The following is a 22293-nucleotide window of genomic DNA, read 5'->3' as shown; positions in this document are numbered from 1 at the left end:
CGGCCTGTTCAAAAAACAGGCCGCGAAGCGATTAAACCTTAGCATGTTTGAGACGAAGTTCGTACATGTCTTCCCGGCGGTCCTTGAGGTTGTTGACCGACCCCTCGTTGCGGACGAGCGTGAGTTTCTCCAGGTCCATGTCCGAGAACATGATCATCTCGGTGTTCGGCGTGGTCTCCGCCATGACCGCATCGTGGGGGAAAGCGAAGTCGGACGGCGAAAACACCGACGACTGCGCGTACTGAACATCCAGGTTTTCCACCTTCGGGAGGTTGCCCACGCTACCGGTGATGACCACGTAGCATTCGTTCTCAATGGCCCGGGCCTGGGCGCAGTGGCGAACCCGCAGGTAGCCGTTCTTGGTGTCGGTCCAGAAGGGCACGCAGATGATGTCCACGCCCTGCTGGGCGGCAATCCGCCCCAGTTCCGGGAACTCGATGTCGTAGCAGATCATGATCGCCACACGGCCGGCGTCTGTGTCGAACACTTCGAAGTGGTCGCCGCCTTCGATCACCCAGTCCCGCCGCTCGTGGGGCGTGATGTGAATCTTTCGCTGCTCGTCCACCCGGCCGTCCCGGTGGCACAGGTAAGAGACGTTGAACAGGCGGTCGTTCTCCAGAAGGGGCATGGAGCCGGTGACGATGTTGATGTTGTAGCTCACCGCCATTTCCGACATTTCGTCCCGGAACTGCTCGGTGAACCCGGCCAGGAAGCGGATGGCCCGGGTCTGGTCCATCTGGTCCGTCAGGCCCATCAGGGGCGCGTTGAAGAACTCCGGGAACAGGGCGAAGTCGCTCTTGTAGTCCGAGAGCGCGTCCACGAAGTACTCCACCTGTTTAAGCACCTCCTCCACGGAGGAGAATTCCCGCATCTGCCATTGCACGGCGCCCATGCGTACCTGGGTCTTGCGGGTGCTGAGCACAGAGGTCGGCGGCGTGTACAGGATATTCCGCCACTCCAGCAACGTGGCATAGCCCAGGGATTTTTCATCCTCCGGCAAGTACTTGTGCATCAGCCGGGTGACCTGAAAATCGTTGGAGAGCTGGAAGCTCAGGATCGGATCGTAGATTTCCTTGCGATCGACCCGCTGGATGTACTCCGCCGGGGAGTACTGGTCCTTGTACTTGTGAAAGTTGGGGATGCGCCCACCGGCCAGGATGGCCCGCAGGTTCATGGAGCGGCACAGTTCCTTGCGGGCCTCATACAGCCGGCGGCCCAGGCGGTAGCCCCGGTATTCCGGGTGGATGAACACATCCAGGCCGTACAGGGAATCGCCGTTGGCGTTGTGCCAGATCTTCTCGTTGCGCAGGATCAGGTCATCGTAGGTGTGAGGGTTGCTGAAGCGCTCGTATTTCACGCACACCGTCAGGGCCACCGCCACCAGCTCGCCGTTGTCCTCAATGCAGATCTGCCCGTCGGGAAACTGCTCCACCAGGGCTTTGATCGTGTCCCTCGGCCAGGCGCCGCCGATGTCGTCGTACACCGAGTCCATCAGGATCTTGAGTTGGTCGTAGTCCTCGAGGGTGAGGTTGCGGAGATTCAGATGAAGTTCTTCGTGGGGCATTCAGCGTGGCTCCGGTTGGTCTATAAGACTAGAGTTTAACAGATGGCGCTCAAGACTTCGCTCAGCAGGCCGACATCCAAGGTATCAACCCCGGAACACTACAGCGCCCGAACACACACGAGGAATCACGCGTGAACCTGTCCTTCGGTCAGAAACTGCTTACCGCCTTTGGCGTTCTTCTCCTGCTGTCCATGGCAGCCCTCACTTTCTCCGGCGACTACCAGCTCCAGCGAACCACCAATACCTACGTCCAGGCGCTGATGGACGACGCGGTGGACCAGAGTACGACGAGCATCGCCCGCTGGCTCAACACCCGCCTGACCATGACGGAAGCCACCGCCGAGGCGATGACCGCGGTCAGTGATGACGCACAGGCCCGCACGGTGCTAGCCGCCATCAACAAGAGCGGCGGTTTCCAGAACGTGTACGTGGGACGTACCGATGGCTACATGCTGATGAAAACGGAGGCGGACCAGGCCACGCTGCCGGCGGACTTCGATCCCCGGGTGCGGCCCTGGTACAAAAAGGCGATGTCTCTTGGCAAGCCCTCGTTTACCGATCCGTACCAGGACGTGAGCACCAAGCAAACCATCATTTCCACGCTTGCGCCGGTGCCTTCCGGCCCTTACGAAGGCGTGGTTGGCGGCGACATTTCCCTGGCCGCCATCGAGAAAACCCTCTCCACCGTGACTTTGGCGGGCACCGGTTACGCGGCACTGGTCACCAAGGATGGCACCGTATTGTTCCACCCCAACAAGGAACTGGTGGGCAAGAATATCCAGGCGCTGACCGGCAGTGCGTTGAACACAGACGGCAGCCCGACCCAGTTTGAAGTGGACGATGCCAACTGGCAGGTGAGTTTTCACCCCATCTCCGGAGCCCGGGGCGTGGACTGGTACCTGGGCACCTTTGTGAACACGGACAAAATCCAGGCCCCGGTGATGACCGCCCGCATCAGCGGCCTCACCATTGCCGTAATTGGGCTGCTGGTGTCGCTGGTGATTCTGCATCTGGGCATCCGAACCCTGCTGGCGCCGGTGCGCCGTCTCAATACCGCCATGGCAGACATCAGTTCCGGTGACGCCGACCTGACCCAGCGCCTGGACGACAGCACCAACGACGAGTTTGGCGAGCTGGCCCGCAGCTTCAACCGGTTTGTGGAGAACATCCGCAATGTCGTCCGGGATGTGCAGCAGGGCAGCGAGGAGCTGGGCGGCAACGTCACCGCCCTGAAAAACACCGCGCGCACCAGCCGGGACAGCGTGGAACGCCAGCAGGCGGAGATCGATATGGTGGCCACGGCCATCAACGAGATGTCCGCCGCCGCCAATGAAATTGCCCAGAACGCCCAGCAAACCGCCGATGCGGCCAACACGGCGGACCAGGACAGCCGGGCCTCTCTCGAGACCGTCGCTGCGTCCCGGGACGCGGTTCAAAAGCTCTCCCGTGAGATCAATGCCGCCGCAGAAGTCATTGATACCCTGGGGAAAGACGTGTCATCCATTACCTCTGTTCTGGCGGTAATAGAGGGAATCGCCGAGCAGACCAACCTGCTGGCACTCAACGCCGCCATTGAAGCTGCCCGCGCGGGCGAAGCGGGCCGGGGCTTTGCCGTGGTGGCCGATGAGGTGCGCAACCTGGCCCAACGCACCCAGCGCAGCACCGAGGAAATCAACGACATGATCGGGCGCCTGCAAAAAGGGGCTACCGATGCCGTTGACGTGATGAAAGCGTCCACCGCCGTGTCCAATGTGAGTATGGAAAAAGCCCAGGACGCCATGGACACGCTGAACCGCATCGCGGAGGCAATTACCTCCATCAGCCAGATGACCACCCAGATTGCCACTGCGTCCGAAGAGCAGACGTCGGTGACCGAGGAACTGAACGCCTCCATCAACCGCATTGCCGACCAGGGCCAGGAAGCCGCCGCCGCGGCCAGCGAAAACGACGTGTACAGCGGGCATATCGAAACCATCGGGCAGGGGCTTGAGCAGAACGTATCACGCTTCCGGGTCTGATCGCCCGGAACGAGAGACAGACGCCGCAAGCGACGAAGAAGGGATGGTGACCGGGTGACTACCGCCGAACCAGGAAGTTCAGGCGTCGCTGCAGGTTCTGGAACGTCTGCCGGCCGATCAGGGCGGATTCCTCGGTCAGGTCCGGGTTTGGCAGGCGAATGACCTGCCGCTGGGGCAGTTTCAGGGCGTGCACCGGCTTGGAGAAGAACGTCACCAGATAGCCGCCAAAGCTGCCGTCCTGGATGGCCCGCTCGAGGCCCAGCTGCAGTCGCTGGGCCAGTTCGGGTCGCTCGCGGTTGACGAACAGGTACGAGGGCATCGGATAGGCCAGCACCAGGTCCGGAACGATCACCAGCTCAGGATCGTTCTGCAGTTCCAGATCGTACAGCACCTCGCTGGCGCCCCGGGCAAAGCAGTCAAACCGGTCAGCCTTGAGCATGCCGAAGAGAATTTCGTAGCGGGCGTGGGTGATCACCGAGAGGCCGGCGGCCTGGAGAATCGGGGTATCCGGCCAGTGGCTGCCCTGGCCAATGCGGATGTTTCGCTGCTTGACGTCATCCAAGGTTTTGATGCCCTCAAACATCGGCAGCTTGTCCGGCGTTGTCAGGCACACCCGAAGCCCGAGCAGCCCGCCGTCCACCGGAATGGGAATGGCGGTCAGGTAGTCTTCCCGCTCCCGGGACGTGGCTACGTTGGCAATATCCACCATTCGGGTGTTTGGGTTGGCCAACTCCCGCAGGGCCCGGCCCTGGCTCAGGTCCTCGCTTCGAACCAGACGGTAGGGGCCGTATTCCGGGGTTTCATTCAGCGCCAGGGTCACAAGCGTGTGAATCGTGGGGCTGTCGAAGTTGCGATACCAGAGAATGTAGTCGCGGGTGGGCGGCGGTATGTAGGTGGCACTGTCCGCCTGCGGCGGATCGGCCTGAGTGGCGTCTTCGGGCGCAGCAGCCACCGATGCCGCAGATAACAGCGGCAGCCAGAAGGCGGCAAAAACGGACAGCGCACGAACCATCACCACCAGCGTGTTCCCTCACCGACGAATAGGCGTTCCCTTTGAACGCTTCTACTGTAGTTGATAGATACGCTGGCGCCACGGGCGCCATATCAAAAAAATTGTAAAACGTGATGTCCGACAGATGGCGTGTGCCGTAGACAGGCGTCCTTGGCACGCCCGATGTCCGTATTACAGCGCCGCCGCCTCCGCAATGGCGGTCAGGAAGGCCGGGCCGTATTTCTCCAGCTTGGCGGCCCCCACGCCGCTGACCTCACCCAGAGCCTCAAGGGACTCCGGCATTTTCTGGAGCATGTCGTACAGGGTGGTGTCGTGAAAAATCACATACGGTGGCACGCCTTGCTGGTCCGCCAGGGCCTTGCGGCACGCTCGCAGGTGGTCCCAGGCGGCGGGATTGATATTGCCCATATCCATGTCCGGGCGGTTCCCCTGTCGCTGGCTGCGGCCCGAGCCGGCGCTTTTGCGCACGACCGGGTCTTTACGAAGCTGCAGGGGCTGTTCGCCCTTGAGCAGCGGCCGGCACCGCTCGGTCAGTTGGAGGGCGCCATAGCCCTCCGGATCCGCCTTCAGATAGCCCATGGCCACGAGTTGCCGGAACACGGATTTCCACTCGTTGGCGGACAGCTCGGTGCCGATGCCGAAGGTGGACACCCGGTCGTGCCCCGATTGGCGAAGGCGCTCGTTGTCTGAACCCCGCAGAACGTCAATCAGATAGGTGACGCCAAACCGCTGGCCGGTGCGGAACACGCAGGACAGGGCTTTCTGGACCGCCACCGTACCATCCCAGGTTTCCGGCGGGCTCAGGCAGGTATCGCAGTTGCCGCAGGGTTTCTCAAGGTGGTCGCCAAAGTATTCGAGCAGCACCTGCCGGCGGCAGCCCGTGACTTCGCAGAGCCCGAGCATGGCGTCCAGCTTCTGCCGTTCCACCCGCTTGAACTGATCGTTGCCCTGGGACGCCTCCAGCATCTGCCGCAGCTTGATCACGTCCTGGAGGCCGTAGACCATCCACGCGGTCGACGGCCGGCCGTCGCGGCCGGCCCGCCCGGTCTCCTGATAATAGGCTTCCAGGCTTTTGGGCAGGTCCAGGTGGGCCACGAAGCGCACGTCCGGTTTGTCGATGCCCATGCCAAAGGCAATGGTCGCCACAATAATGACGCCGTCCTCTCGCAGGAACCGCTCCTGGTTACGGGCCCGCTCCTCGGCACTCAGGCCTGCGTGGTAGGGCAGCGCGGTGAAGCCTTTCTGGGCCAGCAGTCGGGCCGTGGCCTCCACTTTATTCCGGGACAGGCAATACACAATGCCGCAGTCGCCCTCATGTTCTGCTTTTATAAAATCCAGCAACTGTTTGTTTGCATTGGTTTTTGGTGCAATACGATACTGAATGTTGGGGCGATCGAAGCCGCTCACGAAATGACGCGCGCCGGTCAGCGACAGGCGCTCGGCAATTTCACGCCGGGTGCGCTCATCGGCGGTGGCGGTCAGGGCGATGCGGGGAACGTTCGGGAACGATTCCGCCAGGATACTCAGTTGCAGGTAATCGGACCGGAAGTCGTGGCCCCACTGGGACACGCAGTGGGCCTCGTCGATGGCAAACAGGGAAATCGAGGCGTTGTGCAGCAACTCCAGTGTGCGCGGCTGAATCAGCCGCTCCGGCGCGCAGTACAACAAGTCCAGCTCGCCGGTACTGAGCGCGTATTCGGTGGCCCGGGCCTGCTGGAAATCCATCGTCGAATTCAGGAAGGCCGCCCGCACCCCGAGCTGGCGCAGGGCAGCGACCTGGTCCTGCATCAGGGCGATCAGCGGAGAGATGACCACGCCCGTGCCCGGGCGGATCAGCGCGGGTACCTGATAGCACAGGGACTTGCCGCCGCCGGTGGGCATCAGCACCAGGGCATCCTCGCCCCGGACAACGGTGTCCACAATATCGCCCTGCAGGGGCCGGAAGGCCTCGTAGCCGAACACATCCCGGAGTACCTCAAGGGGTTCCCGCTGCGGCTGTGTGGGGCGCTCGGTCGCCAGGTTTTCGAAGCCGGCGTCGGGGTACGGGTAATCGTCCAGCGGGGCGTCCGGATAATAATCCGGGTAGTCGTCCGGGTGCATAAGCGCTCTTTGGGTGCTCTTGAAAGTGTCCTTGGGGGCGTTTTGCGCCAAGTGCGGGATGATACCAGATCAGACGCGGGCCCGGGTCAACCCCGGCTTTCGGCGGAGGCAAAGTTGCCTCAAAAACGCTACAATGCTTCGCCTGAAAACCACCGTGGGGTTTAGATGCAGGACTTCGATGCCATCCGTCCCTATTCGGACGACGAAACCGGCCCGGCCATCCAGCGCCTGGTGAACGACCGGGAATTTCTGGAGATGGTCGGCCGTTTCAAATCGCCAACCCTGGCCCAGTGGGCGCCGGCGGTGCTGCGGATGTTGACGCGCCGCTGGCTGATCCGCCATTTCGGTCACGTTACCCGGGTGGATGCCCTGCAAGCCGAGGTGTCCGGTTACGTGGGCGAGCTGGTGGAGAAAACCACCACCCGGGTCAGTCACAGTGGCCTGGACCGTCTGGATCCGAACACCGCCTATCTGTTCATTTCCAATCACCGTGACATCGTGTTCGATCCCATGGTGGTCAATTACCTGCTGTTCCAGAACGGCTTTGCCACCACCCGCATCGCCATTGGCGACAACCTGCTGCAAAATCGCGTGTTCGCGGAGATGATGCGGCTGAACAAGAGCTTTGTGGTGCGCCGCAATATGACCAGCCCCCGGGAAATGCGGGACGCCTACCTGACCCTGTCCGGCTTTATCAACCACAGCATCGACACCGGACAGAGCATCTGGATAGCCCAGCGGGAAGGGCGGGCGAAGGATGGCGTTGATCGCACCGACCCGGCCATCATCAAGATGTTCTTCATGAGCCGGAAGAAGGGCGGCATGGGCTTTGGCGAGGCGATGAACGAGCTGCGCATTGTGCCGGTCTCCATTGCCTACGAGTACGATCCCTGCGACGCCGACAAAGCCCGGGAGCTGGAAACCCGAGCCCGCACCGGCACCTACCAGAAGACCGAAGGTGAGGACAGCGAGCAGATCGTTCGGGGTCTGACCGGTTTTAAAGGCCACGTGCACGTGCATTTTGGCGCGCCCATCACCGACGCGCCGGACAACCCCAAGGATCTGGCTGCCCGCATTGATCGGGAAATGCACGCCAACTATCACCTCCACCCGTCCAACCTGGTGGCGTACCAGCAGCGGGATCAGCACCCGCAGGCCCACAACACCCCGGATGCCGTCACCGAGTCCGTGGTCACCGCCGATACCTGGTCACCGGCGGACCTGGCCGCCGCCGAGGCGGAAATGGAACGGCGACTGGAAGCCTGTGATCCGGCCATCCGGCCATATCTGCTGGACATGTACGCCAATCCGGTGGTGTCGGCCCTGAGCGCCAACTGAGCGGCTGGCTGAGGCAGATTGGTCCGCGCTAGATCCAGAGCATGCAGCCGGTCTCGAATCGGTGGCTGAGGGCGGGGTGGAACGGATAGAGTCGCAGGCGCAGTGTCTGCAGGCCCGGATAGGGCGGCTGTATGCGGCCGCCGAACGTCACTCGGCCGTTTGTGCTTCCTGCCGCAGGGCGTTCACCGCCCCGGTTATCCGTGACCGAAAGCAGAAAGCAGTTCGGTCCCGGCTCATCGTGGCTTCCGGTGCATTCCGGGGTGACCAGGCACTCCATTCGCACATCCTCTGGGGCAAGGCCATTCAGAAACGCCTCGGCGCTGACCTCCACGCCCTCATCGAACGCACAGCGCCCGTCCACACACCCCACCATACTCAGGGTGACCCCCGGCCATGCCTGACGCACCCTCGCTTTCCACCGTGCCAGGTCCCGGGCCTGTTGGCCGTGGTCCGCCAGTAGGCGCTGCCCCTGGGCGGTGGCAGACTGGTAATACCGTTCCACGTAGTCCATCACCATGCGCTGGGCGTTAAACCGCGGCGTGATGGTTCGCATGGAGGCCTTGGAACGGGCCACCCAGGCCTCGGAATAGCCCTGGACCGCCCGCTCGTAATAGGCCGGTATGACGTCGTATTCGAGCAGGTCCAGCAGGTCCCGCGCCTCCTCCCGGTTGCGGAACTCCGGGTCCAGAGCGATATCCCGAGGGGTAATGCCCCAGCCGTTTTCTTCCATGAAGCCTTCGCCCCACCAGCCGTCCAGGACACTCAGGTTGATCGCACCGTTGAGGGCGGCTTTCTGGCCGGAGGTGCCGCTCGCTTCCTTGGGGTATTCCGGGTTGTTCAACCAGACGTCCATTCCGGATACCAGGTACCGCGCCATGGCCTGGTCGTAGTTTTCCAGCAACAGGATGTGGCCGATCAGCGCCGGGCGCATGGACAGCTCATGCACCACCCGGATCAACTGCTGCCCGGGGCCGTCCTTGGGGTGCGCCTTGCCGGCGAAGATCAGCACGGCCGGCCGCTCCGGATCGGTCAGCAGCCGGGTCAGACGGTCCAGGTCAGAGAAAATCAGCGTGGCCCGCTTGTAGGTCGCGAAGCGCCGGGCGAAACCGATCAGCAGTGGGTCCCGCTGATTGTCCAGCAACGGGCGGATCATCCGCTCGGTCACCGACCGGCCGGTGCCGTTGCGTTCGTGCTGGCGGGCAAGGCGCTCGGCGACGAACTCCGACATCCGGTGTTTCAGGGTCTTGTGGACGCTCCAGTAGTGAAAGTCGGGGATTTGATCAATAAACGACCAGAACCCCGGGTTGCGCAGTTCACCGCGCCAGGTCGGTGCCTGCACATCAAACAGCGCTGCCCAATCCGGCGCCAGAAAGGTGGGCACGTGCACACCGTTGGTGATGTAGCCCATGGGGTTTTCCCCCGGCGGAATCTGCGGCCAGATGTCCGATTCCATGCGCGCCGCCACGCCCCCGTGGATTCGGCTGACGCCGTTGTGGAAGCGGGAGCCGCGCAGGCCCAGGCTGGTCATGTTGAAGCGGTGATCGTTGACTTTGGCCCCCAGCGCGTAGATCTGCTCAAAGTCCAGGCCGGCCTGTTTGCAGTAGGGCATCAGCGCGGCTTCCGTCAGTTCCCGGGTAAACATGTCATGGCCCGCCGGCACCGGTGTGTGGGTGGTAAACAGGGTGGCTGCGGCGACGCCCTCCAGGGCTGCCTCGAACGGCGCGCCCGTTTCCGCCATCCATTGCCGGCACCGCTCCAGCACCATAAATGCGGCGTGGCCTTCGTTGATGTGCCAGGCGGTGGGTTTGAGCCCGAGGGCGGCCAGAGCCCGGACACCGCCAATGCCAAGCAACATTTCCTGGCTGATCCGGGTCTGCTCGTCGCCGCCATAGAGCTGCTGGGTGAGCTGCTGGTCTTCGGCGGTGTTGTCGTCTGTCCGGCTGTCCAGCAGGTACAGGGTGACGTGGCCCACCTGCGCCTTCCAGACCCGGGCGCTCAGCGCCCGGCCAGGAAACGGTACGGTGACCACCAACACCTTGCCGTCCTGGAGGACCGGCGTTATCGGCAGGTCTTCACTGCCGTGGCTCTGGTAGCGGGCCACCTGCTGGCCCTGGGCGTCAATGGCCTGGATAAAATAGCCCTGCTGATACAGCAGACCCACCGCCACAAACGGCACTCCCAGGTCACTGGCGGCCTTGCAGTGGTCCCCCGCCAGGATGCCCAACCCGCCGGAGTAGATTGGAAAGCTCTCGTGAAAGCCGAATTCGGCGCAGAAATAGGCGACGAGGGCCTTACCGGCGGGCAAGCTCTCGGTGACGTCCGGATTGGCCTCACTGGCCTGATAGGCGTCGTAGGTGGCGACGATGCGCCGGTACTCGGCCACGTAGTTGCGATCGGCGGCGGCGTCGTCAAGGCGCTGCTGCGACACCCGCCTCAGGAACAGCCGGGGGTTGTGTTCCACCTTATGCCAGAGCGGTGGGTCCAGTCGGCCGAACAAACTGCGTACCCCCGGGTCCCAGCTGTAGTAGAGATCGCTTGCCAGGGCCTCCAGGCGCGACAGGGCCTCGGGCAGGCGGGGGCAGGCTTCAAGGAGAAATTCGGTGGCGTTGTCCATGGGCGTCAGCTCCCGGCGGCAATCGCTTCAGGGTGGGTATTGCCGGGCCGCGGCCGATCGGCCAGTGCCTGGCGATAGACGGTGTCGTAGGCGCGCGCCCGCATCGTCCAGCTGTAGTCGCCGGTCATGCCGTTATAACGCAGGCGGCGCCAGTCGCTCGGGCGTTGAAACCACACCAGCGCCCGGTCCAGGGTGGTCAGCAGGGCGGCGCTGGTGGCCTCCGTGAACACGAACCCGTTGGCGGTGGCCGGGTCGCTGCGGTCCGGGTCCCGAACGGTGTCCGCCAGGCCGCCAACGCCATGCACGACGGGCACGGTACCGTAGCGCATTGCGTATAACTGGTTCAGGCCGCACGGTTCGTATCGGGACGGCATTAGCAGCAGGTCAGAGCCGGCGGTGACACGATGCGCCCAGGGTTCGTGATAGCCGAGGATCACGGCCAGTTGCCGGGGATGTTCGGCCGCCAACTGCCGCAGCGGTTCTGTGTAGCGGGCCTCACCGTCGCCGAGCACGACAACGCGTACGCCGCGCTGAATGATGGCTGGCAGCGCCTCAATCAGCCAGTCGATGCCTTTCTGGGCCACCAACCGGCCAATGAATCCGGCCATCGGCGCGTCGCTGTGGCCAAACCCCAGGGCTTCGGCCAGATCATACCGGCACCGGCGCTTATCCCCCGGGTGGCGGGCGCTGTATTGGGCTGGCAGATACGGATCGTCTTCCGGACTCCAGACCCGGGTATCAATCCCGTTGAGAATCCCCTCCAGGCGGTCGCTGCGGGCGCGGAGCACGCCATCGAGGCCCATCCCGCCCTCTGGCGCACAGATTTCCCGGGCGTAGCCTGGGCTTACCGTGGTCAGCCAGTCGCCATAGACCAGGCCGGCCTTCAGGAAGCTGAACCGGCCGTAGTACTCCAGCCGATCCGGGTGCCAGAGGGCAGGCGCCAGGCCAAGGGCATCAAAGGTTGGCCGGTCGAAAATGCCCTGATAAGCCAGGTTGTGCACCGTGAACACGACTGGCGGGCGATAAGGTTGGTTCGCCAGGTGGACAGGCGTCAGCCCGGCCTGCCAGTCGTTGGCGTGCACCAGCTCCGGCTGCCAGTCCAGGCCCGCCTGACGCAGGGCGATACGTGCGGCCACCCGGCACAGAAGATCAAAGCGCGTGGCGTTGTCGGGCCAGTCGACGCCGTGGGCATCAAGGTACGGGTTTCCGGGGCGATCGAACAGCTCGGGGCATGCCATCAGCCAGAGGGGAACGCCCGTGTCCGGCAGGGTGGTCTGCCACAGGTCCACGGCGTACCGACCGACCGAAAATCGGGCCGCGTGATGACTGGCGGGTGCCTGGGTGAGGGGGTAAGCGGGCAGGAGCACGCGTACGTCGTGGCCCAGGGCTCGTAGCGCTGCCGGCAGGCTCGCGGACACGTCCGCCAGGCCGCCGGTTTTGACCAACGGGTAGGCCTCGCTGGTGACAAACAGCACCCGGCTCATGGCTGATGCTCCAGAATCAGGGCCGCCAGCGGTGGCAGGCTCAGAGTCACCGAATACGGCTGGCTCATCCAGGGCACGTCCTCGGCCTCAAGCCGGTAGGCGTTGCCCAGGTTGCTGCCGCCGTAATAGGCGGAGTCGGAGTTCAGGCATTCCCGCCAGACACCGCCGGCAGGCAAACCGATCCGGTAGCCCCGCCGGGGCACAGGCGTGAAGTTGAACACCACCACCAGCCGGGCTTCATCGGACTGGCGCAGGAAGCTGATCACTGACTGGGGCGAATCGTGGCAGTCAATCCAGCGGAAGGTCTCCGGGCAACAGCCGTCGAGATACAGGGCCGGGTGGGCGGCGTACACCCGGTTGAGATCCTGGACCAGGCGCTGAAAGCCCGCGTGGTCGGAATCCGCCAGCAGGTGCCAGTCGAGCTCGCGGCGCTCGCTCCATTCCCGCCATTGGCCAAACTCGCCGCCCATGAACAACAGCTTGGCACCGGGGTAGGTGAACTGGAGCGTCAGCAGCAGCCGCAGGTTGGCTCGCTGCTGCCAGCGGTCGCCGGACATTTTTGCCAGCAGGCTGCCTTTGCCGTGGACCACTTCATCGTGGGACAGCGGCAGCAGGAATTGTTCGGTGAACGCATACATCAGGCCAAAGGTGAGCCGGTCGTGGTGGTATTGGCGGAAAATCGGGTCCAGGCGCAGGTAGTCCAGCGTGTCGTGCATCCAGCCCATGTTCCACTTGAGATCAAAACCCAGCCCGCCGGTTTCCTGAGGGTGGGTGACCCCGGGCCAGCTGGTGGATTCCTCGGCTATCATCAGCACGCCCGGGAAGCGCTGATGGCACAGGTTGTTCAGTTCCCGCAAAAAGCCAATGGCCTCCAGATTCTCCCGTCCTCCGTGAAGGTTGGGAAGCCAGTCGCCCGGCGGGCGGTCGTAGTCCAGATAAAGCATGGAGGCCACCGCATCCACTCGCAGCCCGTCCACGTGGTAGGCATCCAGCCAGAACAGGGCGCTGCCGATCAGAAAGTTGCGCACCTCATTGCGCCCGTAGTTGAACACCAGGGTGCCCCAACCCTCGTGACGGCCCAGCCGGGGGTCGTCGTGCTCATACAGGGCGGTGCCATCAAATCGGGCCAGCCCGTGGGGGTCGTCCGGAAAATGCCCGGGCACCCAGTCCAGAATGACGCCGAGGCCGGCCCGGTGACAGGCGTTCACCAGGGCGCGGAAGTCGTCGGGGCTGCCGTAGCGGGCGGTCGGGGCGTAATACCCGGTGGTCTGGTAACCCCAGGACTCGTCCAGTGGGTGTTCGGTCACCGGCATCAGCTCGATGTGGGTAAAGCCGAGTTCAAGCACATAGGGCACCAACTGCTCCGCCAGTTCCTGCCAGTTCAGCCAGCGGCCGCTGCCGTGGTGTCGCCAGGAGCCGGGGTGCAGTTCGTAGATGGATAATGGGCGGTGGGACCAGGGCTCTCTCGCCCGCCGGTTCAACCAGTCGCCGTCTCCCCAGGGAAAGTGGCCACGATCGGCCACCACGGAAGCGGTGCCCGGGCGGTGTTCGGTCTGCTGGGCCATGGGATCACCCCGGAGCTGGCAGCGGCCATCGCGAGTGCGAACGGCAAACTGATAGCGGGCGCCGGGGTGCACCCCCGGTACAAATGCGGACCAGACCCCGTAGCCGCCGTTTCGGCGCAGCGGGTGCGTATCGCCGTCCCAGTCGTTGAAGCTGCCCACCACGCTGACCCCGCTGGCGTACGGCGCCCAGACCGAAAAGCGTACGCCGTCGGTGCCGCCCTGGTGGCAAGGGTGCGCACCCAGCACATTGTACAAATGCCAGTGATGGCCTTCGGAGAAGAGGTGGAGATCAAAATCACTGAGTAAGTCGGTGCCCATTGTGGGGACTCCGAAGCCAACGAACGGTCATGCCTTATTTGACGCCTTTCAGGCTGGATAAAAACTGACCTGCGGCAATTCCGTCATCGGTTCGCCTTGGTAACGTGATTTAGCGCCGGTGACCGCCGGCGGCCGACGGCGGTCGGAACGCTCTGTCTCAGGGGGCAGGGACATGCATACCAGCAAGCGATTTGTAAGCCGGCTGACCCGGCAGACCCTGGCCCTCGTTCTGGCCGGCGGGCGGGGGTCGCGTCTCCACGATCTGACCCGGTGGCGGGCCAAGCCGGCGGTGCCCTTTGGCGGCAAGTTCCGGATCATCGATTTTCCGCTGTCCAACTGCATCAACTCAGGTATTGGCCAGGTGGGGGTGATTACCCAGTACAAATCCCACTCGCTGATCCGCCACATCCAGCGGGGCTGGGGCTTTCTCCGGGGCGAACTGGACGAGTTCGTGGAGCTGCTGCCGGCCCAGCAGCGCATTGAAACCTCCTGGTACGCCGGCACCGCGGACGCCGTGCTGCAAAACCTGGACATCATCCGCAGTCACCGGCCCGAATACGTGCTGATCCTCGCCGGTGACCATGTCTACAAGATGGACTACGGCACCATGCTGGCCGCCCACGTTGAGCAAGAAGCGGACGTGACGGTTGGTTGTATTGACGTGCCCCTGGCGGATGCCCGGGCGTTCGGCGTCATGGCCACGGACACCCACGGGCAGATTGTCGCCTTTGATGAAAAGCCCGCCGCGCCGGCGGCCATGCCTGGCCACCCGGACAGGGCGCTCGTGTCTATGGGCATCTACGTGTTCAATACCTCGGTGTTGTTCGATGAGCTGATCAGGGACAACGGGCTCGAAGACGCGAGCAGCCACGATTTTGGCAAGGACCTGATCCCCTCCATGATCGAACGCCTGCGGGTAATGGCGTTCCCGTTCCAGGACCCGGCCACGGGCAAGGCCGCCTACTGGCGGGACGTCGGCACCGTGGATGCCCTCTGGCGGGCCAACCTGGAACTGATCGAGGTGAGCCCGGAACTGAACCTGTACGACGCCGAGTGGCCGATCTGGACTTACCAGGAACAACTGCCGCCGGCCAAGTTCGTGTTCGACGACGGCGACCGGCGGGGCATGGCAGTGGATTCCATGGTCGCCGGCGGATGCATTGTCTCTGGCGCGCAGATCCGCCACTCCCTGCTGTTTTCCCAGGTGCGGGTGCATTCCTACAGCGAAGTCCGGGATTCCCTGGTGTTTCCGGACGTGGACATCGGCCGACGCTGCCGCATTCGCAAGGCGGTGATCGACCGGGGCTGCCGGCTGCGCGACGGCGAGCAGATCGGCTACGACCCGCGGGAGGACGCCCGGCGATTTTACGTCTCGCCCGAGGGCGTGGTGCTGGTGACCCCGGAGATGCTGGGGCAGGAGTATCCCCATGGCCTCTGAGCGGGCGGGCGGCCCGAGCCCGAAAGTACCGGTCGTGCTGTGCTGGCACATGCACCAGCCCATGTACCAGGACCAGCAGAACGGGGCCTTTCTCCAGCCCTGGGTGTACCTGCATGCGCTTAAGGATTACAGCGACATGGCCGCCTATCTTGAAGCGCACCCTCAGGTGCATGCTGTGGTGAATGTGACCCCCGTGCTGCTCGAACAGCTGGACAGCTACCGGATACAGATCGAGCGCTGGCGCCTTCAACACGAACGCCCGGGTGATCCGGTGCTCGCGGCCCTGGTCGCCCGGGCGCTGCCGGAACCCGGCAGCCTGGCGTTCTCCGCGCTGCTGGAACAGACCCTCAGAGCCCACCCAGAGCGGATCATCGCCCGTTTTCCGGACTACGCCAGGCTGGCCGGCCTGGCCCAGCACTACCGGGACCATACGGACCTGCAGCCATACGTTCGCCGGTCCCTGCTGGCGGACCTGCTGGTATGGCATCACCTGGGCTGGATGGGGGAATCGGTGCGGGATGCCGACCCCCGGGTCCAGTGCCTGCAGGCCAAGGGCCGCGGCTATACCCTGGCGGACCGGCTTATCGTGCTGGACGTGATCGCCGATGTGATCAGCGGCATCCTTCCCCGGTACCGGGCGCTGGCCGACTCCGGGCAGGTGGAACTGGCGACCAGCCCCTACAGCCACCCGATCCTGCCGCTGATGCTGGCGTTCGAGAGCGCCCGGGAGGCCTGGCCGGAGAGCGCGTTGCCGGAGCAGCCGGACTACCCGGGCGGCGCCGAGCGGGTGGACTGGCAACTGGCCGAAGCCATCGCCGTGTTCGAACAGCACTTTGGCCGGCGGCCGGCCGGCTGCTGGCCGTCGGAGGGCGGCTTGAGCCAGGCCACCCTGGGGCATCTTGCCCGGGCCGGCTTTCAATGGTGCGCCAGCGGCGACTCTGTGGGCCAACACAGCCTCGCGCTGGCCCGGCGCCGGGACGCCCCTGGGGTGCCCGACGACCTTAACCGACCGTTTCAGTTTGGCGATTCACCGATCACGGTGTTCTTCCGGGACGATGGCCTCTCCGATCGCATCGGGTTTCAGTACGCCCACTGGCGGGGGGATGATGCGGCCACCGATCTGGTTCACCGTCTGGCGGTGCTGGCTCGCCCGGAGCACGGGCCGGCGCCCCAGGTTCTGGCACTGATCCTGGACGGGGAGAACGCCTGGGAATACTACCCGGAAAATGGGCGACATTTTCTTGGTGGCCCCAAGGGCCTGTATGCCGCTCTCACTGACCACCCCGATCTGGAAACCACGACGTTTTCAGCGCTGCTGGAACGACCGGGGCTGACGACGGCCCGGCTGCCGGTGCTGGTGGCAGGCAGCTGGATTTACGGCACCTTTTCCACCTGGATGGGCGATCCGGACAAGAACCGCGCCTGGGACCTGCTGTGCGCGGCGAAGCACCGGGTGGACCTGACGCTTGCCCAGCATCGCCTGGATGACGACCAGCAAAGGCAGGTCGCCCGGCATCTGGCCATTTGCGAGGGCTCTGACTGGTTCTGGTGGTTCGGCGGTGGTAACCCCGCCGCTACCGTGGCGGGGTTCGAGACGTTGTTCCGGCGCCATTTGATCCACTTGTACCAGTTGCTGAACGAGCCGCCACCGGACGCCCTGTTCACCCCTTTGAGCCGGGGCGATGGCCACCCAGTGGCTGGCGGCACCATGAAACGCGGACACGCAGACACCGGCGGCGAGGCCTGATGGCCAGCCGCGCAGACCGCCCAGCGGCGGCAGAGCATGACACCATCGTTGATCACAGGAGCACTGACCATGGAACACCGACTCAGCAAGCGCATTCCCGCAGACCTGTCCCTGATCGTGATGAAACGGGGGCTGCCGGTCGCCGTCGGCGCCGTCTGCAACGCCTCCCGCCGCGGCGTGTTCATTGCCACCGACTACGACGACGTGGGCCTGAACCAGGTTCTGGAACTGGAGCCGTTCACCCCGGACGACAGCCCGAGGGAGGCGCCGATACGCCTCAAGGGCCAGGTGGTCCGAAAATGCCGGGAGGGCATTGGGCTGGAATTTGACGGGGCCGAGAACGATATCGTCGGGATTGCGGAATTCCTTCACTGGCTCAGAACCCGGGCCGAGGGCCGGCCGGCGGATGCCGACCAATACCGGATACTGAAATAGCGCGGGGTGCGCCGGTCAGCCTCGCCAGAAGGCGGGTGACAGGAGAATGATCACGCTCAGGATCTCCAGACGCCCCATGAGCATGCCAATGGACAGTATCCATTTGGCGGCATCCGGCAGGGGCGAGAAGGTCCCGGCCGGGCCAATCAGGTTGCCCAGCCCGGGGCCAACGTTGGTCAGTGCCGCCAGGGAACCGCTGAGGGCGGTCACGAAGTCCAGTTGCAGCGCCGCCAGAGCCAGAGTCATCACCAGCAGGGTGAGCAGGAATACGAAGGTGTAGGCGATCATGGAGGCGATGATCTCATCGCTCACCGAACGGCCGTTGTATTTCCGGGTGAGGACCGCCCGGGGATGGAGCAGGCGCATCAGCTGCTCCTTGAGAATGATGACCGACAACTGGAACCGGAAGATCTTCATGCCGCCGGCGGTGGAGCCGGAGCAACCGCCCACGAACATCAGGAAAAAGAACACCGCAAACGCCAGCGGCCCCCAGGCGGAATAATCGCCGGCAGCATAGCCGGTGGTGGTGATGACGGATGTCACGTTGAAAAGCGTCGCCGTGTAGTTGTGAAATGGGTCGAACACACCGGGGGCGATCCACCACTCATGCAAGGTCAGCAGAAGGGGCACGGCCAGAAGGATGCCCAGCAGCAGGCGCACCTGCTGATCACGGAACAGCACGCCGCGTTGGCCGTGCATTTCGCGCACATAGAGGAAGAACGGAAAGCTGCCCAGGGCCATGAAAATCGTGGCTTCAATCAGCAGAAGATCGCTGAACTTGCCCATGGACTGATCGGAGGTGGAGAAGCCGCCGGTGGCAATGCTTGTCAGCCCGTGGTTGAACGCGTCGAACAGACTCATGCCGGACAGGCTGTACGTTACCACTGCCAGGATCGACAGAAACAGGTAAACCACCAACAGGCCCCGGCTCAGGGTGCGCATGCGGGGCAGGGCCTTATCGGACCATTCTGACGATTCGGTGGCGAACAGACGCATACCGCCCACCCGCAGGAATGGCAGCACGGCAACGAACATACCGATGATCCCGATGCCGCCGATCCACTGCAGTATCGAGCGCCACAGCAGCAGATCGCGATCCATGGTGTCCAGGCCGGTAAACACCGTGGCACCGGTGGTGGTGACGCCGGAGACCGCCTCAAACACCGCATCGGCGGCAGAGATGCCCTGATGGCTGAAATAAAAGGGCAGCGCCGAGAGCAGGGCGATGATGAACCAGCTCGCGACCGTGAGCACAAACATGTAGCGTGGTTTCAGGTCCCGGACCCGGTGGAGGGTGCAGACCAACCCGATGATGCCCAGCACCAGCACGATGATCGCCGAGCGCACAAACGCCATCGCATTCGGCGCTTCGCTGTTCATCAGCAACAGTACCGGCAGCGTCATGAAGGCGCTGAGCAGCACAAACATCACACTGATGATAAAGACAACCGGACTGAGGTTTTTCACCGCGTGCGCGCGCCTGAACCGGAAAATGAAGGCGCCAGAATACCCAGCGCAAGGGGCGCCCGCAAGGTCGCATTGCTGGCCGGTTAAGATGCTGTAAATATGGTGTAAATCGCGAACCATGGGCTGGCCGCCGTCGTCCTGTTCGGGCATGTTAATGAAAAACACCGGCCTTGCCGGACAAGGAGACAGACAATGAACCGATACCTCTTCCGCACACTGGCCACCGGCGGCGTTGCCTCCGCCCTGCTGATGTCCGGCGCAGCAAGCGCCCAGGATATGTACAAATCCGGCGTGCAAGGGCTGTACGCGGGCCTGAACTACACCTTCATGAACGTCGACTACGGCAGCAACGTGGACGCTGACCTGGAAACCCTGTCCGGCAAAGTCGGTGTCATGGCAACGCCCTACCTTGGCGTTGAGGCCCGCGCCGGCTTTGGCACCAGTGACGATCGGGTGCTGGGCGCGGATATTTCCATTGATTCGCTGTTCGGCGGGTACGCCACCCTGAACCTGCCCACCAATACCCCGATCACGCCGTACGCGGTGCTCGGTTTCACCCGTATATCCTCCACGGCGGACATCCCGGGTGGCAGCTACAGCGATGACGACTCGGACGTGTCCTACGGCCTGGGTGTGAACGTGGATATGGCCCGGAACGTGGCCGCCAACCTGGAATACATGCGCTACTACGACAAGGACGACGTCACCCTTGATGGGCTGAGCCTGGGCGTCGCCTTCCGGTTCTGATGAACCACCTGGCGCACGTGTTTCTCGCCCCCGATTCGGCCGAGGCCCGGGTCGGGAGCGTGATGGGAGACTTTACCCGGGGCGTGGACCTGTCCGCGCTGCCGGCGGACGTGCGCCTCGGCGTTCACCACCATCGCCGGGTGGACGGATTTACCGACCGGCATCCGGAAGTGCTCGCTTCCAAAGCACTGTTTTCGCCCCAGCGCCGGCGCTTTGCCGGCGTTGCGCTGGATGTGCTGTACGATCACTTTCTGCTGCGCCACTGGAGCCGCTACGCCCGTGCCGGCTCCGGTCCGTTTATCCGGCAAGTGTACGGGGAATTCCGCTGTCATCGGGACGTGATGCCGGATCGGATGCGCCGGGTGACGGACCGTATGGCCAGCCACGACTGGTTCAACGCCTATCGGGACCTGGACAACATCGGCCAGGCTCTCGACCGGATCGCCGAGCGGGTGCGCTTTACGAATCAGTTTGCCGGCATGATCGATGAGATCCAGGCCCATGAAGACGAGTTGGAGGCGCGATTTCTCCGTTTTTTTGATCACCTTCACCACGTTTCAGAGGAGTTTGAATGCGATTGACGCTGATGCATGCCACCGTACTGGCCGGCGCACTGTTAACGTTGCCCGCCGGGGCCCTCGCCGCGGAGGGGGCTGCCTCCTCCCAGGCCGCCCGGGACGGCGGAAAGGGCGTTCCGGAGGTGCTGGGGTTTGTGGAGTGGGCCATGCTGGAAGACGGGCGTATCCGCATGAAAGCCCGAATGGATACCGGCGCGAAAACCTCCTCCTTGCACGCGGAAAACATCGAGGAGTTTGACCGTGACGGCGACCGTTGGGTGCGCTTCCAGATTCCGCTGGGAGACCACGATGATGTGCCCAGCGACGGCGACCTGAAACCAGAGGACGTGGTGTTGAAATTCGAGCGACCGGTGCGCCGCACGGTGCTGATCAAGCGTAAGGGCGCCGAACCCCAGCGCCGCTATGTGGTGGATATGGACTTCTGCATTGCCGGAACCGTGCACACCACCCAGTTTTCCCTGGCCGACCGGAGCGCCTTCAGCTACCCCATGCTGCTTGGGCGGCGGTTCATGGGGAAGGACAACATCCTGATCGACTCTTCCGACAGCTTCCTGGCAAAAAAGGAATGCAAGTACCTGCCGCTGGGAAAAATCGTCCGTGAGTACAAGGACAACGTCGTGAAGCCCAGGCCGTAGCGGCGCGTTCCGATTGCGTGCCCGGTGCACGGCCACAAAAAAACCGCCTCCCGTTGCGACGGTAAGGCGGTTTTTTTTGGTTCGGCGGCGGTGCCCGGTGGCGCCGCCGGATGATCAGCCCGCCAGGGTGGCGTTGTCGATCACGAACCGGTACTTCACGTCGCTCTTGAGCATCCGCTCATAGGCTTCGTTGATCTTCTCCGCAGAAATCAGCTCGATGTCAGCAACAATGTTGTGCTTGGCGCAGAAATCCAGCATTTCCTGGGTCTCGGCGATGCCGCCAATCAGGGAGCCGGCAATGCTGCGACGCTTGAAGATCAGGTTGCCAATGGCCGGGGAGGGGTGCGCATGCTCAGGCACGCCCACCAGCGTCATGGTGCCATCACGCTTGAGCAGGTTGGTGAACGCATCCAGGTTGTGGCTGGCTGCCACGGTGTTCAGGATGAAGTCGAAGGAGTTGGCGTGTGCCGCCATCTCGTCTTCATTCTTGGATACGATCACTTCATCGGCGCCCAGTTCCAGTGCGGCCTCGCGCTTCTTCTCGGAGGTGGTGAACGCTACCGTGTGCGCACCCAGGGCGTGGGCGATTTTGACACCCATGTGGCCGAGGCCACCGATGCCCACGATGCCCACTTTCTTGCCGGGGCCTACGTTCCAGTGGCGCAGCGGCGAGTAGGTGGTGATGCCGGCGCACAGCAGCGGGGCGACTGCCGCAAGCTGGTCTTCCGGGTGGTTAACTTTCAGAACGAACTTCTGGCTGACCACGATTTTCTGGGAGTAGCCGCCCAGGGTGTGGCCAGGCTCGTCGTCGGTGGCGCCGTTGTAGGTGGGGGTAAAGCCGTTTTCGCAGTACTGCTCCAGGCCTTCGTCGCAGGAGGCGCAGTGCTGGCAGCTGTCGACCATGCAGCCGACGCCGACGATATCGCCCACTTTGAAGCCGGAAACGTTGCCGCCAACGGCGGTTACGCGGCCGACAATCTCGTGGCCGGGAACGCAGGGATAGTGGGTACCCTCCCATTCGGAACGGACCTGGTGCAGGTCGGAGTGGCAGATGCCGCAGTACTGGATGTCGATCTGGACATCCTCGGCACCGGGCTCGCGGCGGTAGATGTCCATGCTCTCCAGCGGTTTGTCACTGGCGTAGGCACCATAGGCTTTGACTTGCATAGCATACTCCTCTGTATGAATGGACAGGGACTCGTGCAACGGCCACCAAGCGTAGCTTACAACCGT

Annotated in this window: 16 protein-coding genes; 8 read left to right on the top strand and 8 right to left on the bottom strand. The window is 63.5% G+C overall.

The genetic code is table 11. The features are described from left to right. Positions 1 to 31: 31 nt before the first annotated feature. Positions 32 to 1564 carry a bifunctional GNAT family N-acetyltransferase/carbon-nitrogen hydrolase family protein gene (locus V3388_RS05280; protein ID WP_336366500.1) on the bottom strand — a complete coding sequence of 511 codons (1533 nt, stop codon included), beginning with the start codon at positions 1562 to 1564 and terminating at the stop codon, positions 32 to 34. Between the two features lie 131 nt (positions 1565 to 1695). Here V3388_RS05280 and V3388_RS05275 point away from each other — a divergent pair, with 131 nt between their 5' ends. Beyond that, positions 1696 to 3582 carry a methyl-accepting chemotaxis protein gene (locus V3388_RS05275; protein WP_336366499.1) on the top strand — a complete coding sequence of 629 codons (1887 nt, stop codon included), beginning with the start codon at positions 1696 to 1698 and terminating at the stop codon, positions 3580 to 3582. A 58-nt stretch (positions 3583 to 3640) separates the two neighbouring features. Here the strand turns inward: V3388_RS05275 and V3388_RS05270 are convergent, their stop codons facing one another. Both V3388_RS05270 and recQ read right to left on the bottom strand, forming a co-directional pair. After that, positions 3641 to 4594 carry a hypothetical protein gene (locus V3388_RS05270; protein WP_336367279.1) on the bottom strand — a complete coding sequence of 318 codons (954 nt, stop codon included), beginning with the start codon at positions 4592 to 4594 and terminating at the stop codon, positions 3641 to 3643. A gap of 171 nt (positions 4595 to 4765) precedes the next feature. Beyond that, the gene (gene recQ / locus V3388_RS05265) at positions 4766 to 6694 is read right to left on the bottom strand and encodes a DNA helicase RecQ (protein WP_336366498.1); all 1929 of its coding nucleotides are present in this window, start codon (positions 6692 to 6694) and stop codon (positions 4766 to 4768) included. A gap of 165 nt (positions 6695 to 6859) precedes the next feature. On the opposite strand from recQ, the gene V3388_RS05260 reads away from it, so the two are divergent. After that, the gene (locus V3388_RS05260) at positions 6860 to 8032 is read left to right on the top strand and encodes a 1-acyl-sn-glycerol-3-phosphate acyltransferase (RefSeq protein ID WP_336366497.1); all 1173 of its coding nucleotides are present in this window, start codon (positions 6860 to 6862) and stop codon (positions 8030 to 8032) included. Between the two features lie 28 nt (positions 8033 to 8060). Here V3388_RS05260 and glgP read toward each other — a convergent pair whose 3' ends face one another. From glgP to glgB, 3 genes are read right to left on the bottom strand one after another with little or no spacing between them, the layout of a single operon-like run. Beyond that, positions 8061 to 10646 carry an alpha-glucan family phosphorylase gene (gene glgP / locus V3388_RS05255; RefSeq protein ID WP_336366496.1) on the bottom strand — a complete coding sequence of 862 codons (2586 nt, stop codon included), beginning with the start codon at positions 10644 to 10646 and terminating at the stop codon, positions 8061 to 8063. 5 nt (positions 10647 to 10651) lie between these two features. Continuing rightward, on the bottom strand, positions 10652 to 12130 hold the full coding sequence (glgA, locus tag V3388_RS05250; protein ID WP_336366495.1) for a glycogen synthase GlgA: 1479 nt from the start codon (positions 12128 to 12130) through the stop codon (positions 10652 to 10654). Further along, complete coding sequence (gene glgB, locus V3388_RS05245; protein ID WP_336366494.1) at positions 12127 to 14013, bottom strand: 1,4-alpha-glucan branching protein GlgB; 1887 nt, start codon at positions 14011 to 14013, stop codon at positions 12127 to 12129. Before glgB ends, glgA begins: the two co-directional genes overlap by 4 nt. A gap of 172 nt (positions 14014 to 14185) precedes the next feature. Here glgB and glgC point away from each other — a divergent pair, with 172 nt between their 5' ends. The 3 genes from glgC (at position 14186) to V3388_RS05230 (ending at position 17633) form a co-directional block, all read left to right on the top strand. Then, positions 14186 to 15451 carry a glucose-1-phosphate adenylyltransferase gene (glgC, locus tag V3388_RS05240; protein WP_336366493.1) on the top strand — a complete coding sequence of 422 codons (1266 nt, stop codon included), beginning with the start codon at positions 14186 to 14188 and terminating at the stop codon, positions 15449 to 15451. After that, entirely contained in the window at positions 15441 to 17198 is a 1758-nt protein-coding gene (locus V3388_RS05235; RefSeq protein WP_336366492.1) for a glycoside hydrolase family 57 protein, read from the top strand. Before glgC ends, V3388_RS05235 begins: the two co-directional genes overlap by 11 nt. Before the next feature lie 69 nt (positions 17199 to 17267). Further along, positions 17268 to 17633, top strand: a complete 366-nt coding sequence (locus V3388_RS05230; protein ID WP_336366491.1) for a PilZ domain-containing protein — start codon at positions 17268 to 17270, stop codon at positions 17631 to 17633. 15 nt (positions 17634 to 17648) lie between these two features. On the opposite strand, the gene V3388_RS05225 is transcribed toward V3388_RS05230, so the two are convergent. Continuing rightward, complete coding sequence (locus V3388_RS05225; RefSeq protein ID WP_336367278.1) at positions 17649 to 19061, bottom strand: TrkH family potassium uptake protein; 1413 nt, start codon at positions 19059 to 19061, stop codon at positions 17649 to 17651. Positions 19062 to 19292: 231 nt separating this feature from the next. On the opposite strand from V3388_RS05225, the gene V3388_RS05220 reads away from it, so the two are divergent. The 3 genes from V3388_RS05220 to V3388_RS05210 are packed head-to-tail and all read left to right on the top strand — an operon-like array spanning position 19293 to position 21060. Continuing rightward, positions 19293 to 19847, top strand: coding sequence for a porin family protein (locus V3388_RS05220; RefSeq protein ID WP_336366490.1), 555 nt, complete (start codon positions 19293 to 19295; stop codon positions 19845 to 19847). Next, complete coding sequence (locus V3388_RS05215; protein ID WP_336366489.1) at positions 19847 to 20428, top strand: acyl carrier protein phosphodiesterase; 582 nt, start codon at positions 19847 to 19849, stop codon at positions 20426 to 20428. Before V3388_RS05220 ends, V3388_RS05215 begins: the two co-directional genes overlap by 1 nt. Continuing rightward, entirely contained in the window at positions 20419 to 21060 is a 642-nt protein-coding gene (locus V3388_RS05210) for an ATP-dependent zinc protease family protein (protein ID WP_336366488.1), read from the top strand. Before V3388_RS05215 ends, V3388_RS05210 begins: the two co-directional genes overlap by 10 nt. A 114-nt stretch (positions 21061 to 21174) precedes the next feature. On the opposite strand, the gene V3388_RS05205 is transcribed toward V3388_RS05210, so the two are convergent. Next, a complete protein-coding gene (locus tag V3388_RS05205) occupies positions 21175 to 22227 on the bottom strand; it encodes an NAD(P)-dependent alcohol dehydrogenase (protein ID WP_336366487.1) in 1053 nt (350 codons plus the stop codon). Positions 22228 to 22293 lie beyond the last annotated feature (66 nt).

It is taken from the genome of Marinobacter sp. C2H3, from assembly GCF_037080155.1.
In the GTDB taxonomy this organism is placed as follows: domain Bacteria; phylum Pseudomonadota; class Gammaproteobacteria; order Pseudomonadales; family Oleiphilaceae; genus Marinobacter.
This window is presented reverse-complemented; position numbering and strand designations above follow the sequence as displayed.

What these genes read in the sequence shown, in the direction of transcription:
- V3388_RS05280 (WP_336366500.1), bottom strand. Translation starts at nt 1,564, where the DNA reads ATGCCCCACGAAGAACTTCATCTGAATCTCCGCAACCTCACCCTCGAG.
- V3388_RS05270 (WP_336367279.1), bottom strand. Translation starts at nt 4,594, where the DNA reads ATGGTTCGTGCGCTGTCCGTTTTTGCCGCCTTCTGGCTGCCGCTGTTA.
- recQ (WP_336366498.1), bottom strand. Translation starts at nt 6,694, where the DNA reads ATGCACCCGGACGACTACCCGGATTATTATCCGGACGCCCCGCTGGAC.
- V3388_RS05260 (WP_336366497.1), top strand. Translation starts at nt 6,860, where the DNA reads ATGCAGGACTTCGATGCCATCCGTCCCTATTCGGACGACGAAACCGGC.
- glgP (WP_336366496.1), bottom strand. Translation starts at nt 10,646, where the DNA reads ATGGACAACGCCACCGAATTTCTCCTTGAAGCCTGCCCCCGCCTGCCC.
- glgA (WP_336366495.1), bottom strand. Translation starts at nt 12,130, where the DNA reads ATGAGCCGGGTGCTGTTTGTCACCAGCGAGGCCTACCCGTTGGTCAAA.
- glgB (WP_336366494.1), bottom strand. Translation starts at nt 14,013, where the DNA reads ATGGGCACCGACTTACTCAGTGATTTTGATCTCCACCTCTTCTCCGAA.
- glgC (WP_336366493.1), top strand. Translation starts at nt 14,186, where the DNA reads ATGCATACCAGCAAGCGATTTGTAAGCCGGCTGACCCGGCAGACCCTG.
- V3388_RS05235 (WP_336366492.1), top strand. Translation starts at nt 15,441, where the DNA reads ATGGCCTCTGAGCGGGCGGGCGGCCCGAGCCCGAAAGTACCGGTCGTG.
- V3388_RS05230 (WP_336366491.1), top strand. Translation starts at nt 17,268, where the DNA reads ATGGAACACCGACTCAGCAAGCGCATTCCCGCAGACCTGTCCCTGATC.
- V3388_RS05225 (WP_336367278.1), bottom strand. Translation starts at nt 19,061, where the DNA reads ATGTTTGTGCTGCTCAGCGCCTTCATGACGCTGCCGGTACTGTTGCTG.
- V3388_RS05220 (WP_336366490.1), top strand. Translation starts at nt 19,293, where the DNA reads ATGAACCGATACCTCTTCCGCACACTGGCCACCGGCGGCGTTGCCTCC.
- V3388_RS05215 (WP_336366489.1), top strand. Translation starts at nt 19,847, where the DNA reads ATGAACCACCTGGCGCACGTGTTTCTCGCCCCCGATTCGGCCGAGGCC.
- V3388_RS05210 (WP_336366488.1), top strand. Translation starts at nt 20,419, where the DNA reads ATGCGATTGACGCTGATGCATGCCACCGTACTGGCCGGCGCACTGTTA.
- V3388_RS05205 (WP_336366487.1), bottom strand. Translation starts at nt 22,227, where the DNA reads ATGCAAGTCAAAGCCTATGGTGCCTACGCCAGTGACAAACCGCTGGAG.